Here is a 17,710-nt window from a genome sequence, read left to right on the forward strand (position 1 = left end):
GGCACGTCGCGAGAGCCAGCGGACGGACTGCTGAGAGGCACATCCCACCCCCAAGGCTCTGGCTGACGAAAGAGGGTGTCGGCGAGACATCAGGTCAAACGGCTGGATCGAATTTCGGAGAGGGCAACCTTCCCAAAACCGGTCCGGCAGAAGAAACAGAGATTTCTTCGTTCGGTGCGGAGCCCGCTTGGTTCCGCAATTTCACCGGCGAGAATGCCGAGCTGAAATCTGGTCCTGACGTGTTCGCCGACCCCCTCGTTCCGGCGGCCCGCGCAGTCCGCGCCCGGCAGCCACTTTCCCCATCCATCCCCGTTCCGGATCGACGTTGGGCCTGACGGCCTCGCGTTGCTTTTCTCTGTGCACCCGACCGCACGCCGCTCCGCGGCTCGTCCATGGTCGCGCCGTCCCTCCGTCAATTTCGAACTGATTACCTGGTGGGACCCGCCGGCGCCCGCGGCCAATGTCCGCCATGGTTATCGTTGTCCCAAACACCAGGGTAAACCGGCGTTCACGAATGCAAGGAAGTGCCTGCGGCACAGGCACTTCTGCGATTCCTCGATGCGCCCTCGGCGACGCCGATTTACATCCCGTTCATCGCGATACTTAAACCGCTCTTCAAATTTGATGGGCCATGATCATCCCAACAAGCCGGCAAACGGCACGCGGTGATCCCGAGGATCAGCGCGAGGCATGATCAAGAGATCAGCCCGGGCATGATCAAAGATCAGCCAGGGAATGACAGGGTAGTTTTAACAGTGGACGGGGGCCGCGCTCGGGGGAGGGCGGCCAACAACAAAAAGGGGAATGAGAATGTTTCAGGGGGTCATCGATCAGGAAAGCGCTGTCCCGGTTGCCGCAACGGCGATCCAGGACGTGCTGTTCGAACGTGGCATGTATTGGGCGAGCGGCCGCTCCGGTGTGGTCAACCTCGTCGCGGCGCACAAATGGTTCAACCTGGCGGCGCTCAAGGGACGTACTGACGCGATCGCGCACCGCCGCGAAGTCGCCGAGCAGATGTCCGATGTCGAGATCGCGGCCGCCCAGCGTGAAGCCCGCGCCTGGATGACGACGCACTAAGCCAACCGATGTCGATGGGAGCCTCGGCTCCCTCGCTCCACCTAGAACCAGTATCGCGCCGCGTAGACCACCGTCATCAGCGCTCCGGCCACGATGACGAACTGCCGGACGATGTGGCCGGGAAGGATCCGGATCAGGAAGCCTCCGGCATAGCCGCCGATCATGGCGCCGAGCAGCATCGCCAAGGTCTCTGGCCATCGCACCGCTCCCTGCAAGATAAAGATCAATGTGGCAGCGAGCGACACGCACGTCGCGAGCAGGTTCTTCAACGCCTTGATCGCCCTGATGTCGCCGGGCTCGGTGATCGACAGCACCGCGGTCAGGATGACGCCGAGACCGGCGCCGAAGAAGCCTCCATAGATGCACGACAATCCCAGGACAGCACCGCTCGCGCTGGTCGAGGGCAAGGCCGCGGCCTTGTGGCGCTCGACGGTCCATCCCTGGATCTGCGGCGCGAAGCCGAACAACAGCGTTGCAAATGCGATCAAGGCCGGCACCGGCAGCAGGAACAGCCGCTCGGGAAGCAGCAACAGCACGCCGGCGCCGACCGCGCCGCCCACCGTGGCGATCACGACGAAGCTGATCGTGCGCCGCGTCGGCGGCGGCAGCTTGCCGCGATCGGCGAGCGCCGCGATCAAATGCCCCGGCGAGATCGCCACCGCATTCGACGCGTTGGCGATGACGGCCGGCAGGCCCGCCGCGAGCATCGCCGGAAAGGTGATGAGTGTGGCGCCGCCCGCCAGTGCATTGATGATCCCTCCGGCGACCCCGGCCGCCAGCAGCAGAAGACTTGTCTGGGTATCCATCCTTCACCCTCTTGAGGGTGAGCAGGCTAGCGGGCGGCGCGCCAATCGGTCTGGAACGTCTGTGACGTCACTTCAGCCGCGCCAGTAGACGCCCGGCGTCGTGCCAAAGGTGCGGCGGAACAGCCGGGTGAGGTGGCTCTGGTCAGAAAAGCCCGCATCGGCCGCGGCTGCTGCGATCGGCTCGCCGGCGCGCAGCAATTGCCGGGCAAGATTGAGGCGGGCCAGCCGGCGGAAGGTATGCGGCGGGATGCCGAGCTCGCGGCTGACCATGCGGCTGAAGCCTTCGCGGCTTCGCCCGAAGCCGGCGGCAATCGCTCCGATCGGCGCGACGCTCTCGGTCAGCGTGATGCCGAGCTTCGTCTTGTCGGTGCACCCGGCGGGGTGGGACGGCGCGCACGACAGGATGTCGTCGGCGATCTCGCTGACGTGCCCAGGCGAGATCTCGTCGACGTTCCGCCAACGCTGCCCGAACCGGATGATCCGCACCGATGAGCAGACGCGGCCGGCAGGAACGTAGGCGTTCAGGCAGGCCGTTTCCTCGTCCGACATCGTCATCGGCGCATGCAGCATTCCGGCCGGAATCAGCGCGGCATGGCCGGCGGGCACGGTGACGGTCGCGCCGCCGATGCGAAAGGCGCGCGACCCTGACAGCACCAGCACGATCTGGTTCTCGTCATGGAAGTGCGGCTTGAGGCCAAGCGAGCCGGCGCCGCGCCACGATGCCAGCTCAACGATGTCTTCCCTGTCGGCTCGCCGATAAGTCCAGGCATTGGTCATGGCGAGGCGAGCGATCACGGAGGTCTCGAAACGATGGGGCGGTGATCTCCGAGCGTAGCACGGGGGTCACCAACCGTCATGAGGGCCTCACGCCTGCTCAACCGAGGCGATCGGCGAGGCCGTTCGCATGGTCGCCATTGCAATGAGGGCGGCGACGAGGTTGGCGGCCGCGCTGATCGCCACCGGAATGAAGTAGCTGTGGCTGATGTCGTAGGCGAAGCCGGCGGCGCTCGGGCCCAGCAGCGTGCCAACCGCGACGCTGGTGTAGAGGATGCCGATGATGCCGCCGACATTGCGGCCGCCGAAATGGTCGGTGACGACAGCGGGCAGGATCGCGACCCAGCCGCCATAGAACAGGCCGAACAGCAGCGCGAAGACCGTGAGCGACCAGAAGGTGCCGGCGATCGCCCAGATCGCCAGCGAGACGGCCATGCCGAGATACATCGCGACCAGGAATGCATCGCGGCCGACGCGGTCGGCGATGCCGCCGAGGAAGAACCGTCCGGCCGTGCTGCCGACCCCGATCATCCCGAGCAACAGTACGGCCAGCGTCGGCGCCACCTGATGATCGACCGCAAGCGGCACGAGGTGCACGAACGGCACGAACACCCCGAACGCGCTGATCAGGCAGGCGGCATAGAGCCCGGCGAAGCGGGCGGTCCGCACCGCGCCGCGGATCGAGACGCCCTGGCGGAGCGGCGCGCCCGAAACCGTCTCGAGCGGATCGCCGTCCGGTCCGGTGCCGTACCGGCGCGGATCGTCCGCGATCAGCAGCGATGCACCGATCCCGGCGACGGCGGCGACAACGCCCAGCACGACATAGGCATCGCGCCAGCCGAGGCTCGTGATCAGCCAGGTCGCGAGCGGCGGCATCACCAGTGTGCCGACGCCGATCCCGCTGACGGCGAGGCCCGACGCAAAACCGCGCCGCCTGACGAACCAGCGTTGCACCGCGCCCAAGGTCGGGACGTAAGCGCAACCGACGCCGGCGCCGATCCCGATGCTGTAGGCGGCATAGACCTGGAGGATGGTCTGGGCCTGTCCCGCCAGCACCATGCCGAGACCGACCAGCGCCATTCCGAGGCCAGCGAGCCCGCGTGCGCCCCAGCGATCGGCAAGCGGACCGGAGATCATCCCCAGGCCGAAATACAGGAAGCCAGCGAAGGAGAACACCAGCGACACCGAGCCGCGCGAGGCGCCGAACTCCCGCTGCAGGGACTCGACGAAGGACGAGAATGTGTAGGCGCTGCCGAAGCCGATCAGCGTCACGACGAAGGCTGCTGCGACGACGTACCAGCCGTAGAACGGCTTGGCGCGTTGATAACCGGCGTGCATGACGGCATTCCTCATGATCGTTCTCCCTGTGCCGCATGACCACCGGCCTTGCTCGGCGGGTAGAGCAGCAACTGCGTGCAGCGAAACAGCGCGATGGTCTTGCCTGTCGCCTCGGTGCGGATCTCGGCGTCCCACACCTGGGTGGTGCGCCCGGCGTGAACGAGGCGCGCCTCACAGCTCACGCCGCCTTCGCGCGCGGCGCCGATGAAGTTGGTTTTCAACTCTCCGGTGGCGAAGCCGATGGCGCCATCCGGCAACGACGCGAGGCAGCCGAATCCGCATGCGGTATCGGCCAATGCGACGATGCTTGCGCCGTGCAGCAGCCCGTGCGGCGAGAAGTGTTTTGCGGCAATCTCGAAGCGGCCGCGGATGTGGCCGCATCCGGCTTCGAGCCATTGAAAATCCAGCTGGCCGGGCAGGCTGCCGGCTTGCGACGCGTTGATGCGCTCGACGAGCGGGCCGGTCCGGCCGCCGGCAGCGATCTCGCGGAGGGCGAGCTTGCTTGCGACCTCGGTCATGGCTTGGCTCCATCAAGAAGACGGAGCCGTCGGGAGCGGCAAAGAAGGTTAGAAAATCTAAGTTCCATGGTTCGACTTTCTCTGCGTTGACGCGGCTTTCAGCATCGGATTAGGCTGATAAGGCGCCCGTAACGCCGAGTTGGCAAACCAGATTTGCTGGGCAATTGAGATTAGAAAATCTAAATCATGGAAAGCCGGCTTCCACCCCTGAACGCGCTCAAGGCGTTTGAATCCGCTGCTCGCCATCTCTCGGTGAAGCTCGCGGCCGAGGAGCTATGCGTGACGCCGGGCGCGGTCAGCCAGATGCTCAAGACGCTCGAAGCCGATCTCGGCGTGAAGCTGTTCGAGCGGGTTCCGCGCGGCATCTATCTCACCGACGCCGGCCGCGACTATCTGCCGTCGATCCGCAACGCGTTTCGCCAGATCGCGGATGCCTCGCGCCGCGTCGCGGCATCGGTCGATGCCGGTACGCTCACGGTGAGCGTCACGCCGTTCTTTGCGTCGGCCTGGCTGGTGCCCCGCATGGCCTCGTTCCAGGATGCGCATCCCGAGATCGATCTGCAGATCGTCACCAGCAACACAGTGGTCGATTTCTCGCGCAGCGGCGTCGACGTCGCGGTGCGCCACGGCCTTGGCCGTTATCCGGGGCTGCGCAGCGACCGCGTCGTCACCGTGGAGATGGTGGCGGTCGCATCGCCGTCGCTGGTGGCGCGACTCGGCCGGCCGGCATCTCCGGGCGAGCTCGCAAGCTGGCCGCAGGTGCATGACGCCGATCGCAAGGGGTGGAGCCTGTGGTTTCAGGCCAACGGCATCGCGGAGGTTCGCACGCCGCGCGGACCCTCGTTCGATGACAGCGGCCTTCTGCTGAAGGCCATGCTGACGGGGCAGGGCGCGGGCCTGCTGCCGGCCGCGATGGTGGCACATGAGATCGCGAGCGGTGAACTGGTCCAGCTGCTCGAGACCGCGCATCTGGAGGAGTTCGCGTACTATCTCGTCTGTCCCGACAACCGGCAGTCGCTTCCGAAGATCGCCGCGTTCAGGAAATGGATCCTGGGACCGGAGGCTCAGTCGGCGGCGGAGCACTAAACGCGACGAGATTATGCCAGGTCGAGCAACGGACTCTGTTTCACCTCGCCCCGTGTGCGGGGAGAGGCCGGATCGCATGGAGCGAAGCGCAATGTGATCCGGGTGAGGGGGAATCTCCGCGAGTCTAACTCGAAGTTGTTTTGCGGATGCAGCCCCTCACCCCAACCCTCTCCCCGTAAGAACGGGAGAGGGAGCACAGCGGCAGTGGACGGCTCACCGATAGAACGCGTTGGGCGGCACGCCAAAATGCTTGCGGAACATCGCGGTGAAGGCGCTCTGGCTGGCATAGCCGGCATCGAGCGCGACATCGACCACGCGGGCGCCGCGCGCGAGGCGTTCGAGCGCGAACAGCAGGCGGGCCTGCTGACGCCATTCGCCGAACGTCATGCCGGTTTCCCGGGCGAACAGACGATGGATGGTCTTCGACGTCAGCTTCAGCCGGCGCGCCCATTGCTCCGCCGTGGAGCCATCGTTCGGGTGGGCCACCAGCGCGGCGCAGATCCGCGCGAGCCTTTCGTCGCGCGGCATCGGCAGGTGCAGCGGCAGCACATCGACTTCGCGCAGCTGGTCGAGCAGCACGCGCATCAGGCGCTCGTCGGAGGTCGCGGGCGCATAGTCCAGCGGGACGCGCATCGCGGCGACGAACAATTCGCGCAGCAGCGGCGAGACCGCGAACACGCAGCTGGCCCGCGGCAGATTGGGAGCCGCGTCGGCGTCCACGAACACGGTGCGGATCTTGACCGCGCCGCACATCCGGACCTCGTGCGCGAGATCGGCCACGAGCCACACCGCCCGGTTGGGCGGCACCACCCAGGTGCCTTCAGCGCAGCGCACGACCATCACGCCCTCGATCGCATAGAGCAGCTGGCCGCGCGGATGCGCGTGCAGGCCGGTCGACGCGCCGCTCGGATAGTCGATCTCCATCGCCGCCATCGGCCGCGCCGTGGCGTGATAGTAGAGGTGCCGTGTGGTCAGCTCGTCCAACACGTCTTCATCTCGCATGTCCCAATCTCGCTAGGTGAGGTCAGTCTAGCGTGAGACGGACTTCGGCGCGACAGGTAGTTGCTGGTGCGTCCTCCACCAACAAGCTGCCGGGTCATGTTCAAGTCAAAAGCTGCACCTCTCTATCCCTTCGTTGCCATCGTGCTGTGGGCAGGCAACGTCATCGTTTCTCGCCTCTCGGCGCACACGATCGGTCCGCAGGCGATCACCTTCTATCGCCTGCTGGTCGCGGTGCTCTTGATGTCTCCGTTCGTGGCGCGCGGCGCCTGGCGCAATCGCCGTGCGATCTGGCCGCATCTTGGTCAGCTCGCGATCCTCGGCTTTCTTGCGATGTGTCTGTTCCAGAGCCTGTCGTATCTGGCGGCCGAGACCACCACCGCGACCAACATGGCGGTGTTCACCGCGCTGACGCCGCTCTTGACGGTCGCCCTCAGTGCCGCGCTGCTCGGCGAACCGCCGACGCTTGGCATGATCTGGGGCGCGCCGCTGTCGTTTGCGGGCCTCGTCTATCTCGTCAGCGGCGGCGACTTGTCGTCGCTGTTGCAGAACGGCGTGCATGCGGGCGACGCGCTGATGCTGCTGGCCGCGATCGCCTATGCGCTGTACGGCGTGCTGCTGAAACGCTGGAATCTGCCGATCACTGGATGGCAATCCACCTACATGCAGGCGCTGTGCGCGCTGGCCGTGATGTTTCCCGCGTTCCTCGCGACGCCGGCGCCGCTGCGTCAGGTCAACGCCGAGACTTTGCCGCTGATCGTCTATGCCGGCGCGATGGCCTCGGTGGTGCTGCCGTTCCTCTGGATCCGCGGTGTCGCGCAGCTCGGCCCGAACCGCTGCGCGATCTTCATGAATCTCTTGCCGGTGCTGACCTCTGTGGCCGCGGTCATGATGCTCGGCGAGCCGGTCAGGCCATTCCACGTCGTCGGCGGCGGCCTCGCGCTGCTCGGTGTTGCCTGCGCGCAGGCCTTGCCGCGGCCGCTAAAGACCGCGATCGGTGCGCGATAACGAAGTGACGGATCGCCGATCTCGCTGTTTTGATCGCATGTGAGAAGCCAGGGCAGAATACAGCGCTACGCTCGGCGATCACCTGTTCGGTGAAACGGAGTGATCGCGATGCGTGTTGCCTTGCGTGTTTGCTTGCCTATTTCCTTGGCCTTGGCGTTGCCGCCTGCGATGCTGTGGAGCTCGGTTGCCGGCGCCGCAACGGCGCATCATCGTCGCGTGCGACAGCACCTCATCATCCGTCCAAGTGAACAGGTCGTGTCTCCGGACCGGTACGTATATCCGGGCTTTGGCCCGATCCCGCCCGGCGAGAACCGAAACCTCGATCCATCCACCCGCGGCAGCGGCTGACGTCGTCGCCGCCGCACTGATGCTTCATCGCATCGATCGCTCTGCCCGCGTGCAAGGAGCTGGTCAAAGACCGAGCTATGCTGCGTCGGTCACCAGCTTGTGCTGAGATCTCTCGGCGATACGCTTTTCGAGCGTGGCAATCGTTCCCTTGAGATTGGCGTGCCGCTCATTGAGCGACCTTGCCAAAATCGGATACCTCGCGTCCGATCGGTCATAAATTCCCACGCGCGCTTCTTCGGTCGCGATGTCGGCTTCGATCTGCCGGCAGGCCAGGACGAGATCGGACAGCATCTTGCTGACCGTCGACTCGCGTCCGCTACGTCCGCCAGCTGTCTCAAAACGATGATGCATGTTCATTTACCTGCTCCGAATGTCTGAGTTCGGCACACCGAGAACAGCTGGCGCCGAACTATTCACGGATACATCGCAAGTTCCCTGCCAGTTGGGGGTCCGTAAGAATACTGTCGGGGCGGTGCGGCGCGGCGTGTGCCGCCGGCTGGCGACAGTCTGATGGCTCGGACTATTCTCGCCGCCACGCCGGAACGCAAGCACCTAGCGTGACGCGCTTGTAGTCTCGCGCGGCGTCCTGATCTCCTGCCTGTTCGGCAAACCTGACCGCTGCTTCCATGTCTTGAGCGGCGGACGCGCTGTCGCAGAATTGGCTGCGAATTTCAGCCCGGTATCGATATGCCCTGTAGTTCATCGGGTTGTACCGAAGCGCAAGGTTGTAGCTGTTTTGCTCCTCAGTGGCGCCTCGGCGTGCTTCATCCGACTGACTGCCGAAATTGGTTTGGCGATTGAGCGCCTGGAGTGTCCCGAGCTCCGTGTAACGCAGAGACATCGCGCCGAAACTGGCAGGAAGTGCGTCACCCGACGAAGAAGGTTGCCTCGCCGAGGTGCGTTCAATTTCGATCTTCTTGTACTTGATGGCGTTGACGTAGTCCCGCAAGCCTTGGAAGGTGCTCGATATTTCGCCGGTGATCGACGCAAGATAAGCGGTCGAGAGGCGTCGATCGCTCAGCAGGTTGAGACACGCCCGTATCTTTGCCTGCGCAGGCAAGACGTCGCGACATTCCTTGTCAACCACACGCCACTCGTCCCGCGAATGCAGCGTCGGCGGCGTCTGCGCAGCAGGCAGAACGAGAACCAGCGCGAAACAGATCGCTAACCTGAGACCGCGACTTGGGCCATCCATCTATTTCTTCGCCTTCAGCTCGATCTCGACCGGCCGACGGATTCTTCGCGCGGGCGCCTTGATCATTTGATGCCAAATAATCAAGCCGAGGGAAAGCTGACGCGGTTCATGGATGGGCCTAAAAGTGGGGCCGTTCGTGACTGGGAAAGACCGAACGGCCCCAGCCGGCCCGTAGTGCCAAAATGGAAGAAATAGGCCGGCGCTCCAGTTACGGAGTCGCCGGACAAATGGTTTCACCAGAGCCAATTGACGTCGCTACCGTACGTCCCAATGCGGCTGCTTGCTATGAACGGGCGGGGTCGGCTTGACGGCAGGTCGTCAGGACAAACGCTGCCTTGCTACATTGCCACTCGCTGCCAAGCGCAGCGCTCGAGACCGGCCGCGGGGCAGCAGCGATCGCCAGCACAACAACCATGCAAGCCAGCGAAGTTGCGACCACGAGCCTGCCTGCCTTGGATGAGAAGCGCTGCCGTAACCAGGGACCCAAGTCGGCGGATCGGCGAAGCTGGGCGTTACGGAGAACCTGGTCGGTATCCTGGAAGTGGATGCCACTGTCTTGCTGCATGGCTTTACCCCGGAAATGTTCAGGTGAAATAAACAATGCGGGGATGGTGGGCGCGGTTTGTTGCGTGCTCGCTTCGCGGAGCCGGGAATGATGTTTCATTCACGCGGAGGTGACAACCGGTCCAGGCCAGGGGCCGATGCCGGCATTCCTCCAGGACGACCCTCTTAGGACCGCCGCTCAAGAGTGAGTAAAGGGCTGCTTTTTCTGCGGCTTATGGACAATACCGGGCGAACAAGAGAACTGGAAAATACTTTCGAAGTCACAGTCAGCGGTCGCACGCCAACACCGTTTTGGATATGGGCGATTGCCTCGGCGGTCCCCCATTTCGGATGGAGCAACGGCGAAGGCGCCATCAAAGGTGCGGCGCTCGCCGTGTTGTTCGCTGGCCTGCTCGATAGGCCGCTTCCGCGTCGTCTGCCCGGCTGGGCAACCGACTGGATCTGATCGAATCCCCAAAAAGTACGCCGCCGGTCTCAAAAATACACGCCCGGCGGCGTTTCCTTCCTGAACTGGGACACTGAAATCCCCAGCACGGTCCAGAGTGCAGGCACTATGCCATCGCGGTTCGCGCCGGGGCAGCTAAGTACCCATGTCGCGTCGCTGGATTGCTTGACCTAGATCAAACCCCACGACCGAAAAACAGCCTCGCATGCGCTCCTCCTGTAATTTCAATGGAGGGTAGCATGGCAGTAGTCGTGCAGTACGTGGTCAAGCCGAATCCAGGCGGTGACCTCGCAGGAATACTCGAATTGGCAAAGGAGAGTGCCGGGCTTTGGCGCAAGCATGGTGGCAAACCAAGGTTCTGGTCTGTCGCCGTCGGTGAAGCCGGCAATTTCGTTTTCTCAGTAAATTTTGAGACGTTTTCGGCTTATGGCGCGGCGGTTGACAAGCTGAACGCCGATCCAGCTTTCCAGACCTGGCAAGCGAAGAGATTGAAAGCGGGCTTGACCACCCTTGTGCGCGCGAACATGGCAATCGAGATTGAACTTTAAGGGAGCGCCGTTCAGCACGCCAAAAGTACGTCGCCGGGCTCGAAATGGCATTGTCCCGGCGGCGCTTCTTTATCCAGCCTTGGTCATATTTGCAGTAACGGTCGAACTGATCGCCGTCTCAAGTTTCGGAAAATGGGCGCGATTCTGAGAGATGAATTTGACCATGCTCTCGCACGAGGTTGTCACCATGTCTTAGGCACGACCTGTTACCCATGTCTCCGGGCTGGACAAATAGTTGGCTGGCGGAGACGGAGGGATTCGAACCCTCGATAGGCCTTTACAAGCCTATAACGGTTTAGCAAACCGCCGCCTTCAGCCACTCGGCCACGTCTCCAATGGCGCCGATATGCCCGAGAGGGCGCTGAGCCGCAAGCGGCAGATTCAGATTGCGCCAAGGTGATTTGAGGGCAGCTCGGCCGCCGGCCGTCCCCAAGCCTTTATAAACCGCGCCGATCGGCTCGTATCGGAGCGCGCGGTTGCTTAAAATGCAAGATATAACAATAGATTAGCTGGATCTTTGGTCGAGGCTGGAAGCTGCGGTCGCCCAGCCTGTTGAAAACCGGTTGCGCCGGCTCATTCCACGCTGGCGCCGCGTCGCAAATCGGCCTCGATCTGCAATTTGGTGCCGCCGCCGAACCGGGCGCGATAGACCTGCAGGTTTTCCATGATCCGCTGGACGTAGTTCCGCGTCTCCGAGAACGGAATCAGCTCGACCCAGTCGACCGCGTCGACCTTGGGATCGCGCGGATCGCCATAGCGCTCGATCCACTTCCGCACGCTGCCGCGGCCGGCATTGTAGGCGGCGAAGGTCAGGATGTAGGAGCCGCGATAGTCCTCGAGCAGGCCGCCGAGCTCGGCGGCGCCGAGCATCGCGTTGTAGACCGGATCGGTCTTCATCCGGTTGAGGTCGAAGCCGATGCCGGCGCGCTTGCAGACGTAACGTCCGGCGTCCGGCGTCACCTGCATCAGGCCGTAGGCCTGGGCCGGTGACACCACCGCAGGATTGAACGCGCTCTCCTGGCGCGCGATCGCGTAGACGACGCTTTGCTCGACCTCCGGCCCGACCTGGCGGAACGAGGGGATGCCGTTCACCGGATAGGCGTAATGGTCGAACGGCAGTCCGCGGTTGAGCGCGGCCTTGCCCATCAGCAGCATCCCGCGGGCATCGCCGTGGCGCGCGGTGAGCTCGCCGAGGCCGGCAAGGGCTTCCGGATCGCCATTGTCGCCCATGTCGCCGAAGATCGGGATCGCGAGCTCGCGCGCGTCGATTTCGTAGAGCAGCGCCACCGCGCGTACGATCTCCAGCCGCTCGGCGCCGCGGCCGCGCGGCGCGCTGTTCAGCTCGATCTGCGGCAGGCCGAGCTTGGCGCGCGCGAGCTGGCCGTAATAGCTGGTGGACTGCTCGGCCGCGCGTCCGTAGGCGGCGCGCGCCTCCTGGCCGCGGCCGGCGGCTTCCGCGGCGCGGCCCTGCCAATAGCCGGCACGCGCCAGCGCGGTCGGATTAACGCTGCCGACGCCGATCCGCGCGAAATGCTGGGCGGCGAGGGCGGGATCGTTGAGGAAGCGCAGCGCGATCCAGCCCGAGGTGAATTCCTGCTCGGTCTTGTAGATGTCGCGGGCCGGCAGCGCCGCGTCGCGCGCGATCAGATAGGCGGTACGAAACTCGTTGGTGTCGATCATCTTGCGCGCCAGCAGCCGGCGCTCGATCCACCATTCGTCGACATTGTACAGGCGGGAAGCTTCCTTCGGTGCGCTCAGCATCAGCCGCGCGGCCTCGGAGAATTTCTCCTCGCGGCGGAGCAACTGGATCCTGGCGAACAAGTAGCCGGTGTCGCCGGAGAGTTCGCTCGGCACGGCTTCCAGCAGCGCGCGCAGGTTCGAACCCTTGCGGGTGGCGGCGATGCGTGCCTTCGCGAGCGCCACGTAGCCGGAGCCAAGGCGTTTGGCTTCGCGCATGCCGGCGGCCTCGTTGTCGGTGCCGTACAGCATGGTGTCCATGCGTGCCTTGTGGTCGCCGGCAGTCAGGAAGGAGCCGAACAGCTCGAGCGCGGTGTTTTCGGTGTCCTCGCTCATCCCGTCGTTGCGCCAGGCCTCGCGGACCAGGCGCTCGGCATTGCCGCGGTCCCCGCGTCCGATCATCACCTTGGCGAGCGCGAGCCGGCCCTTGGCCGAGACCGGCGATTCATTCTGGAACCAGGCCCAGACCGCGGAGTCGTCGCGGCGGTCGTCCCACAACGAGGCCTCGATGCGACGACGCAGGAAGATCTGCGACGGCCAGCTCGGATTGGCATCGAGGAAGGCGCGGTAGCGCTCGACCGAGGCGCCGTTGTCCTCGCTGCGCAGGATCAGCCATTCGGCAAGCTTGCGCGCGACCGGATCTGAGATCGAGGCCTCGGCCTCGGTGGCGTCCGCCGGCTTGCGCTTGCGCAGCAGCTCGACGACGCTTGCAAGCGCTTCCTTGTCCGACTGCGACGTCGAGGATGTCGCGGCCACGGCCGCAGGCAGCACCGGCTTGCGCGCGATCGGCGCGGCATGCTGGCGGGTTGCCGGAACCAGTGCGGGCGCGGGCACCGACCTGTTCGATACAGTTCCCGTTGCAGCCGGAGCGGCGGGCTTGGCCGCGGTGGTCTTGGATGTGTTGGTCTTGGACGTGGTGCCCTTGGATTCCGTGGGCTTCGGAGCCGTTGCCTTGTGAGCTTCGGTCTTGGCGGGAGCGGCCTTGGCTCCGTCTGTCTTGACCGCGCCGGACTTGGACGACGTTGTCTTGTGAGCCTCGGTCTTGTGAGTGTCAGTCTTTTCAGCGTTGGTCTTGGCAGCGTCAGTCTTGGCGGCGCCGGGTTTGATTGCCGCTGGCTTTGAAGCCGCCGCCTTCGGAGCCGTGGACTTCGGCGTGGTCTTGGAGGCGGCGCCCTTGGAAGCCGCGTCTTGGGCAGCCGGCTTCGCGGTTGGAGCATCCTCGGCGGCCCAGGCATCGGCCGTGATGGCGGCAAGGCCGACAACGAGCGCCAGGCTCGTCGCCAGCGCCGTCGACCGCAATGTGCCTGCACGAACGGAACGGATCACAGAAGTCCTCTGCGGCCCCGAATCATCTGGTCGTTTGGGCCATGGGTTCTTATTTGATTGAAAACGTACACAAAATACTAAGAAGCCTGCCGGTGCGGCTGTTTGCGCCAGCACAACGGCAAAATCGCGGCTGGAAACGATTTCGCGCGCCGCAGATTACCGCTGGGAATAGGTACGGTACGGCCCTTTCGCCTGTCCGCCAGACCCGATATGAATTGCCTTTCATGGCGTTTCGCAACAACCGGGTGCCGGTCGCACGGACGTGAAGCGCGCCAACAACAAAGGTCCGTCGACCTAGCCTTTAGCCTGAAGCGTTTGGAGGAAGTCCATGGCAGCCAAGACAAAATTCCGGGGATCATTCACTGCCTTGGTGACGCCCTTCAAAAACGGCTCGGTGGACGAAGCCGCCTTCCGCGGCCTTGTGAACTGGCAGATCGCCGAGGGCACCCACGGCCTGGTGCCGGTCGGCACCACCGGCGAGAGCCCGACGCTGAGCCACGACGAGCACAAGCGGGTGGTCGAGTGGTGCATCGAGGAGGCCAAGGGCCGGGTGCCCGTGATCGCCGGCGCCGGTTCGAATTCGACCAAGGAGGCGATCGAACTCGCCGAGCACGCCGAGAAGGCCGGCGCCACCGCGGTGCTGGTCGTGACGCCGTACTACAACAAGCCGACGCAGGAAGGCATGTATCAGCACTTCAAGGCGATCAACGATGCGATCGGCATTCCGATCATCATCTACAACATCCCGCCGCGCTCGGTGATCGACATGTCGGTCGACACCATGAAGCGGCTGTTCGAGCTGAAGAACATCGCCGGCGTCAAGGACGCCACCGCGAGCATGGTGCGGGTCTCGCAGCAGCGCGCCGCGATGGGCGAGGATTTCAACCAGCTCTCCGGCGAGGACGCCACCATCATCGGCTACATGGCCCATGGCGGCCACGGCTGCATCTCGGTGACCTCGAACGTCGCGCCGCGGCTGTGCTCGGAGTTCCAGACCGCCTGGCAGAAGGGCGACGTCACCACGGCACTGAAGATCCATGACAAGCTGATGCCGCTGCACACCAACCTGTTCATCGAGAGCAATCCGGCGCCGGTGAAATACGCGATGTCGCTGCTCGGCAAGCTCGACGAGAAGCTGCGCCTGCCGATGGTGCCGGTCACCGAAGCGACCCGCCAGGCGGTCCGCAGCGCCATGGTCCATGCCGGCCTGATCAACTGAGCCGGACCGCGACCGCCGTGAACAGTGCCGTGCGCAATGTCGAGCAGAAGGGGATGGGCATGCTGAAGGAATTCCGCGAATTCGCCATGAAGGGCAATGTCGTCGACCTCGCCGTCGCCGTCATCATCGGTGCAGCCTTCGGCGCGATCGTCACCTCGCTGGTCGGCGACATCATCATGCCGATCATCGGCGCGATCACGGGCGGACTCGACTTCTCCAACTATTTCACCGGGCTTTCCAAGGCCGTGAACGCGACCAACCTCGCCGACGCCAAGAAGCAGGGCGCGGTGCTGGCCTGGGGCAGCTTCCTGACGCTGACGCTCAATTTCCTGATCGTCGCTTTCGTGCTGTTCATGGTCGTCCGCTTCATGAATCAGTTCAAACGCAAGGATGAGGCCAAGCCCGCCGAACCGCCGAAGCCGTCCGACGAAGTCGTGCTACTGACGGAAATCCGCGACCTCCTCAAGAAGAGCTAAAGTGGCCGAGAAGAACGAACGCCCGATCAAGGTTGTTGCCGAAAACCGAAAGGCCCGCTTCAACTACGCAATCGAGGACACGATCGAGGCCGGCATTTCGCTGACCGGCACCGAGGTGAAATCAATCCGCAACGGCAAGAGCACGATCGCGGAATCCTATGCGGATTCCAAGAACGGCGAGATCTGGCTGATCAACGCCAATATTCCTGAATATCTGCAGGCCAACCGCTTCAACCACGAGCCGAAGCGGCCGCGGAAGCTGCTGCTGCATCGCAAGCAGATCAACAAGCTGCTCGGAGCGGTCGACCGCGAGGGCATGACGCTCATTCCGCTGAAGCTGTATTTCAACGAGCGCGGCCGTGCCAAACTGCTGCTTGCGGTCGCCAAGGGCAAGAAGCTGCACGACAAGCGCGAGACCGAGAAGAAGCGCGACTGGAGCCGCGAGAAGGGCCGCCTGATGCGGGCGCGTGGATAGCGTTCAAGTCGTCATTGCGAGGAGCGAAGCGACGAAGCAATCCATCTGTCCAGTGCGCGTCTCTATGGATTGCTTCGCTTCGCTCGCAATGACGACCGAGGGAGATTTGGGTCATGAGCCAATCGAGCCTTACTGACGTCGACTGGAGCAAGATTCCGGCGCCGACGGATGACGGCGGCGCGGGGCATCTGACCGGCATGACGATCCCGCCGGTCAGGCTGCGTGCCACCGACGACACCGCGGTGGCGCTGTCGGCGCTCAAGGGCCGCACCGTGGTGTTCGCCTATCCGCGAACCGGCGAGCCCGGCAAGATCGGGCTGGTCGACGATTGGGATATGATCCCCGGCGCCCGCGGCTGCACCCCGCAGACCTGCGCATTCCGTGATCTGTTCGCCGAGCTGAAGGCGGCCGGTGCCGCCCAGGTGTTCGGGCTGTCGACGCAAAGCAACGCTTACCAGACCGAGATGGCCTCGCGCCTGCATCTGCCGTTCCCGGTGCTGTCCGACGAAGCGCTGGAACTGACGCACACGTTGAAGTTGCCGACGATGTCGGTGGCGGGCCTGACGCTGATCAAGCGGCTCGCGCTGGTGATCGACGACGCGCGCATCACGCATGTGTTCTATCCGGTGTTCCCGCCCGACCGGAACGCCGGAGATGTGCTGGAATGGCTGAAGGCCAATCCGCGGTCGGACTAGCTAGAGCGGTTTCCAGTTGAGGTGAATCGGAACAGTCAAAGGGGATTCCCACGGGCACGCAAATCAGATTCGGTGTTGCCCGCGACAACATGCGGGGCATGCGATGGCGAAGGGATACTCCAAGGACCTCAGGGTGCGTGCGGTTGAGCTTGTTGAGTCCGGCGAAAGCGCACGTGAGGCTGCGCGCATTCTCAATCTCGGCGCTTCGACTACGATCCGATGGATGGATCGTTGGAGGAAGACCGGAAACGTTGAGGCCAAGCCCGGCACCGGGCACAGCCGCTCGCCGTTGGAGCAGCACAAGCAGTGGCTGATCGAGCTGATCGCCGCGGAGCCGGACCTGACGCTCGAGGAGATCCGCGCGCGTCTGCGCTCTCAGAGAAAGCAAAAGGCCGGCATCGGTTCGATCTGGCGTTTCTTCGACCGTCACAGCATCACCTTCAAAAAAAACACTGCACGCCGCCGAGCAGGATCGACCTGACGTCGCTGCCGAGCGTGCCGCGCTGAAAGCCGAGCAGCCCAAGCTGCGTGCACCGCGCCTCATCTTTATCGACGAGACTGCGGTCACGACGAAGATGGTCCGGCACTATGGGCGCTCTCCTCGCGGTGAGCGCCTCGTCTCTGGCGTGCCCCATGGTCACTGGAAGACGCTGACGCTTGTCGCCGCGCTGCGCATCGATGGCCTCACGGCGCCCTATGTCATCGACGGTGCAATGGATGGGCCCTCGTTCCTGGCTTATGTCGAGCAAGTCCTGGCGCCGACCTTGCGCAAGGGCGACATCGTCTTCATGGACAACTTGCGCACTCACAAGATCGCCGGTGTCCGCGAGGCGATCGAGGCTGTCGGCGCCCGCGTGCGTTATCTGCCGGCCTACTCGCCCGACCTCAATCCAATCGAACAGGCCTTCTCCCGGTTGAAAGCTGCGCTGCGCAAAGGCGCCACCCGCACGGTCCAAGCCCTGCTCAAACTCATCGGCAAACTCGTCAAGTCGTTTGCGCCGCAGATGTGTGCCAACTACTTTAGGCATGCTGGATACACCAGATGATCCACATCATGTGGAAAATGCTCTAGACTA

General features: G+C 64.0%; 18 protein-coding genes and 1 tRNA gene. 10 read left to right on the forward strand and 9 right to left on the reverse strand.

The features are described 5' to 3' along the window. The first annotated feature begins 810 nt into the window (after positions 1–810). Positions 811–1,077: a hypothetical protein gene (locus J2R80_RS26455; RefSeq protein WP_021078341.1), complete on the forward strand. Its 267-nt coding sequence runs from the start codon at positions 811–813 to the stop codon at positions 1,075–1,077. Between the two features lie 41 nt (positions 1,078–1,118). Here J2R80_RS26455 and J2R80_RS26460 read toward each other — a convergent pair whose 3' ends face one another. The 4 genes from J2R80_RS26460 to J2R80_RS26475 all read right to left on the reverse strand — a co-directional run bounded on the left by J2R80_RS26460 (position 1,119) and on the right by J2R80_RS26475 (position 4,513). Continuing rightward, positions 1,119–1,883, reverse strand: a complete 765-nt coding sequence (locus tag J2R80_RS26460; protein WP_076834430.1) for a sulfite exporter TauE/SafE family protein — start codon at positions 1,881–1,883, stop codon at positions 1,119–1,121. Positions 1,884–1,955: 72 nt separating this feature from the next. After that, the gene (locus J2R80_RS26465) at positions 1,956–2,678 is read right to left on the reverse strand and encodes an AraC family transcriptional regulator (RefSeq protein WP_141341865.1); all 723 of its coding nucleotides are present in this window, start codon (positions 2,676–2,678) and stop codon (positions 1,956–1,958) included. Positions 2,679–2,747: 69 nt separating this feature from the next. Continuing rightward, on the reverse strand, positions 2,748–4,010 hold the full coding sequence (locus J2R80_RS26470; RefSeq protein ID WP_253639733.1) for an MFS transporter: 1,263 nt from the start codon (positions 4,008–4,010) through the stop codon (positions 2,748–2,750). Beyond that, positions 4,007–4,513, reverse strand: coding sequence for a PaaI family thioesterase (locus J2R80_RS26475; protein ID WP_253639734.1), 507 nt, complete (start codon positions 4,511–4,513; stop codon positions 4,007–4,009). Before J2R80_RS26475 ends, J2R80_RS26470 begins: the two co-directional genes overlap by 4 nt. A gap of 186 nt (positions 4,514–4,699) precedes the next feature. On the opposite strand from J2R80_RS26475, the gene gcvA reads away from it, so the two are divergent. Then, on the forward strand, positions 4,700–5,599 hold the full coding sequence (gene gcvA, locus J2R80_RS26480; protein WP_076834426.1) for a transcriptional regulator GcvA: 900 nt from the start codon (positions 4,700–4,702) through the stop codon (positions 5,597–5,599). Positions 5,600–5,812: 213 nt separating this feature from the next. Here gcvA and J2R80_RS26485 read toward each other — a convergent pair whose 3' ends face one another. Beyond that, positions 5,813–6,601, reverse strand: a complete 789-nt coding sequence (locus J2R80_RS26485) for a helix-turn-helix domain-containing protein (protein WP_076834424.1) — start codon at positions 6,599–6,601, stop codon at positions 5,813–5,815. Between the two features lie 96 nt (positions 6,602–6,697). Between J2R80_RS26485 and J2R80_RS26490 the strand changes: the two genes are divergently transcribed. After that, on the forward strand, positions 6,698–7,606 hold the full coding sequence (locus J2R80_RS26490; protein ID WP_253639735.1) for a DMT family transporter: 909 nt from the start codon (positions 6,698–6,700) through the stop codon (positions 7,604–7,606). 423 nt (positions 7,607–8,029) lie between these two features. On the opposite strand, the gene J2R80_RS26495 is transcribed toward J2R80_RS26490, so the two are convergent. Both J2R80_RS26495 and J2R80_RS26500 read right to left on the reverse strand, forming a co-directional pair. After that, positions 8,030–8,311, reverse strand: coding sequence for a hypothetical protein (locus tag J2R80_RS26495; protein ID WP_253639736.1), 282 nt, complete (start codon positions 8,309–8,311; stop codon positions 8,030–8,032). Positions 8,312–8,474: 163 nt separating this feature from the next. Next, positions 8,475–9,149, reverse strand: coding sequence for a hypothetical protein (locus tag J2R80_RS26500; protein WP_253639737.1), 675 nt, complete (start codon positions 9,147–9,149; stop codon positions 8,475–8,477). A gap of 748 nt (positions 9,150–9,897) precedes the next feature. Here J2R80_RS26500 and J2R80_RS26505 point away from each other — a divergent pair. Together J2R80_RS26505 and J2R80_RS26510 are read left to right on the forward strand one after the other, a co-directional pair. After that, a complete protein-coding gene (locus J2R80_RS26505) occupies positions 9,898–10,158 on the forward strand; it encodes a hypothetical protein (protein ID WP_253639738.1) in 261 nt (86 codons plus the stop codon). Between the two features lie 239 nt (positions 10,159–10,397). Continuing rightward, complete coding sequence (locus tag J2R80_RS26510; protein WP_157340985.1) at positions 10,398–10,706, forward strand: hypothetical protein; 309 nt, start codon at positions 10,398–10,400, stop codon at positions 10,704–10,706. A 240-nt stretch (positions 10,707–10,946) separates the two neighbouring features. On the opposite strand, the gene J2R80_RS26515 is transcribed toward J2R80_RS26510, so the two are convergent. Both J2R80_RS26515 and J2R80_RS26520 read right to left on the reverse strand, forming a co-directional pair. Next, positions 10,947–11,040: transfer RNA gene (locus J2R80_RS26515), tRNA-Ser, on the reverse strand. 239 nt (positions 11,041–11,279) lie between these two features. Then, entirely contained in the window at positions 11,280–13,766 is a 2,487-nt protein-coding gene (locus J2R80_RS26520) for a transglycosylase SLT domain-containing protein (protein ID WP_375162663.1), read from the reverse strand. A gap of 331 nt (positions 13,767–14,097) precedes the next feature. Here J2R80_RS26520 and dapA point away from each other — a divergent pair, with 331 nt between their 5' ends. From dapA to J2R80_RS26545, 5 genes are all read left to right on the forward strand, one after another. Continuing rightward, a complete protein-coding gene (dapA, locus tag J2R80_RS26525) occupies positions 14,098–14,988 on the forward strand; it encodes a 4-hydroxy-tetrahydrodipicolinate synthase (RefSeq protein WP_076834417.1) in 891 nt (296 codons plus the stop codon). A 59-nt stretch (positions 14,989–15,047) separates the two neighbouring features. Further along, positions 15,048–15,464, forward strand: coding sequence for a large conductance mechanosensitive channel protein MscL (gene mscL, locus J2R80_RS26530; RefSeq protein WP_057020874.1), 417 nt, complete (start codon positions 15,048–15,050; stop codon positions 15,462–15,464). 1 nt (position 15,465) lies between these two features. Further along, complete coding sequence (gene smpB, locus J2R80_RS26535) at positions 15,466–15,939, forward strand: SsrA-binding protein SmpB (protein WP_076834415.1); 474 nt, start codon at positions 15,466–15,468, stop codon at positions 15,937–15,939. 113 nt (positions 15,940–16,052) lie between these two features. Then, a complete protein-coding gene (locus J2R80_RS26540) occupies positions 16,053–16,634 on the forward strand; it encodes a peroxiredoxin (protein WP_076834413.1) in 582 nt (193 codons plus the stop codon). A 103-nt stretch (positions 16,635–16,737) separates the two neighbouring features. Further along, positions 16,738–17,680, forward strand: a protein-coding gene (locus J2R80_RS26545; RefSeq protein ID WP_141343507.1) for an IS630 family transposase whose coding sequence is annotated in 2 segments (ribosomal slippage) — positions 16,738–17,076 and positions 17,078–17,680 — 942 coding nt in all. Because the reading frame shifts where the segments join, the coding sequence is not laid out codon by codon here. Positions 17,681–17,710 lie beyond the last annotated feature (30 nt).

Source organism: Bradyrhizobium sp. USDA 4541, assembly GCF_024171085.1.
In the GTDB taxonomy this organism is placed as follows: Bacteria; Pseudomonadota; Alphaproteobacteria; order Rhizobiales; family Xanthobacteraceae; genus Bradyrhizobium; species Bradyrhizobium australafricanum.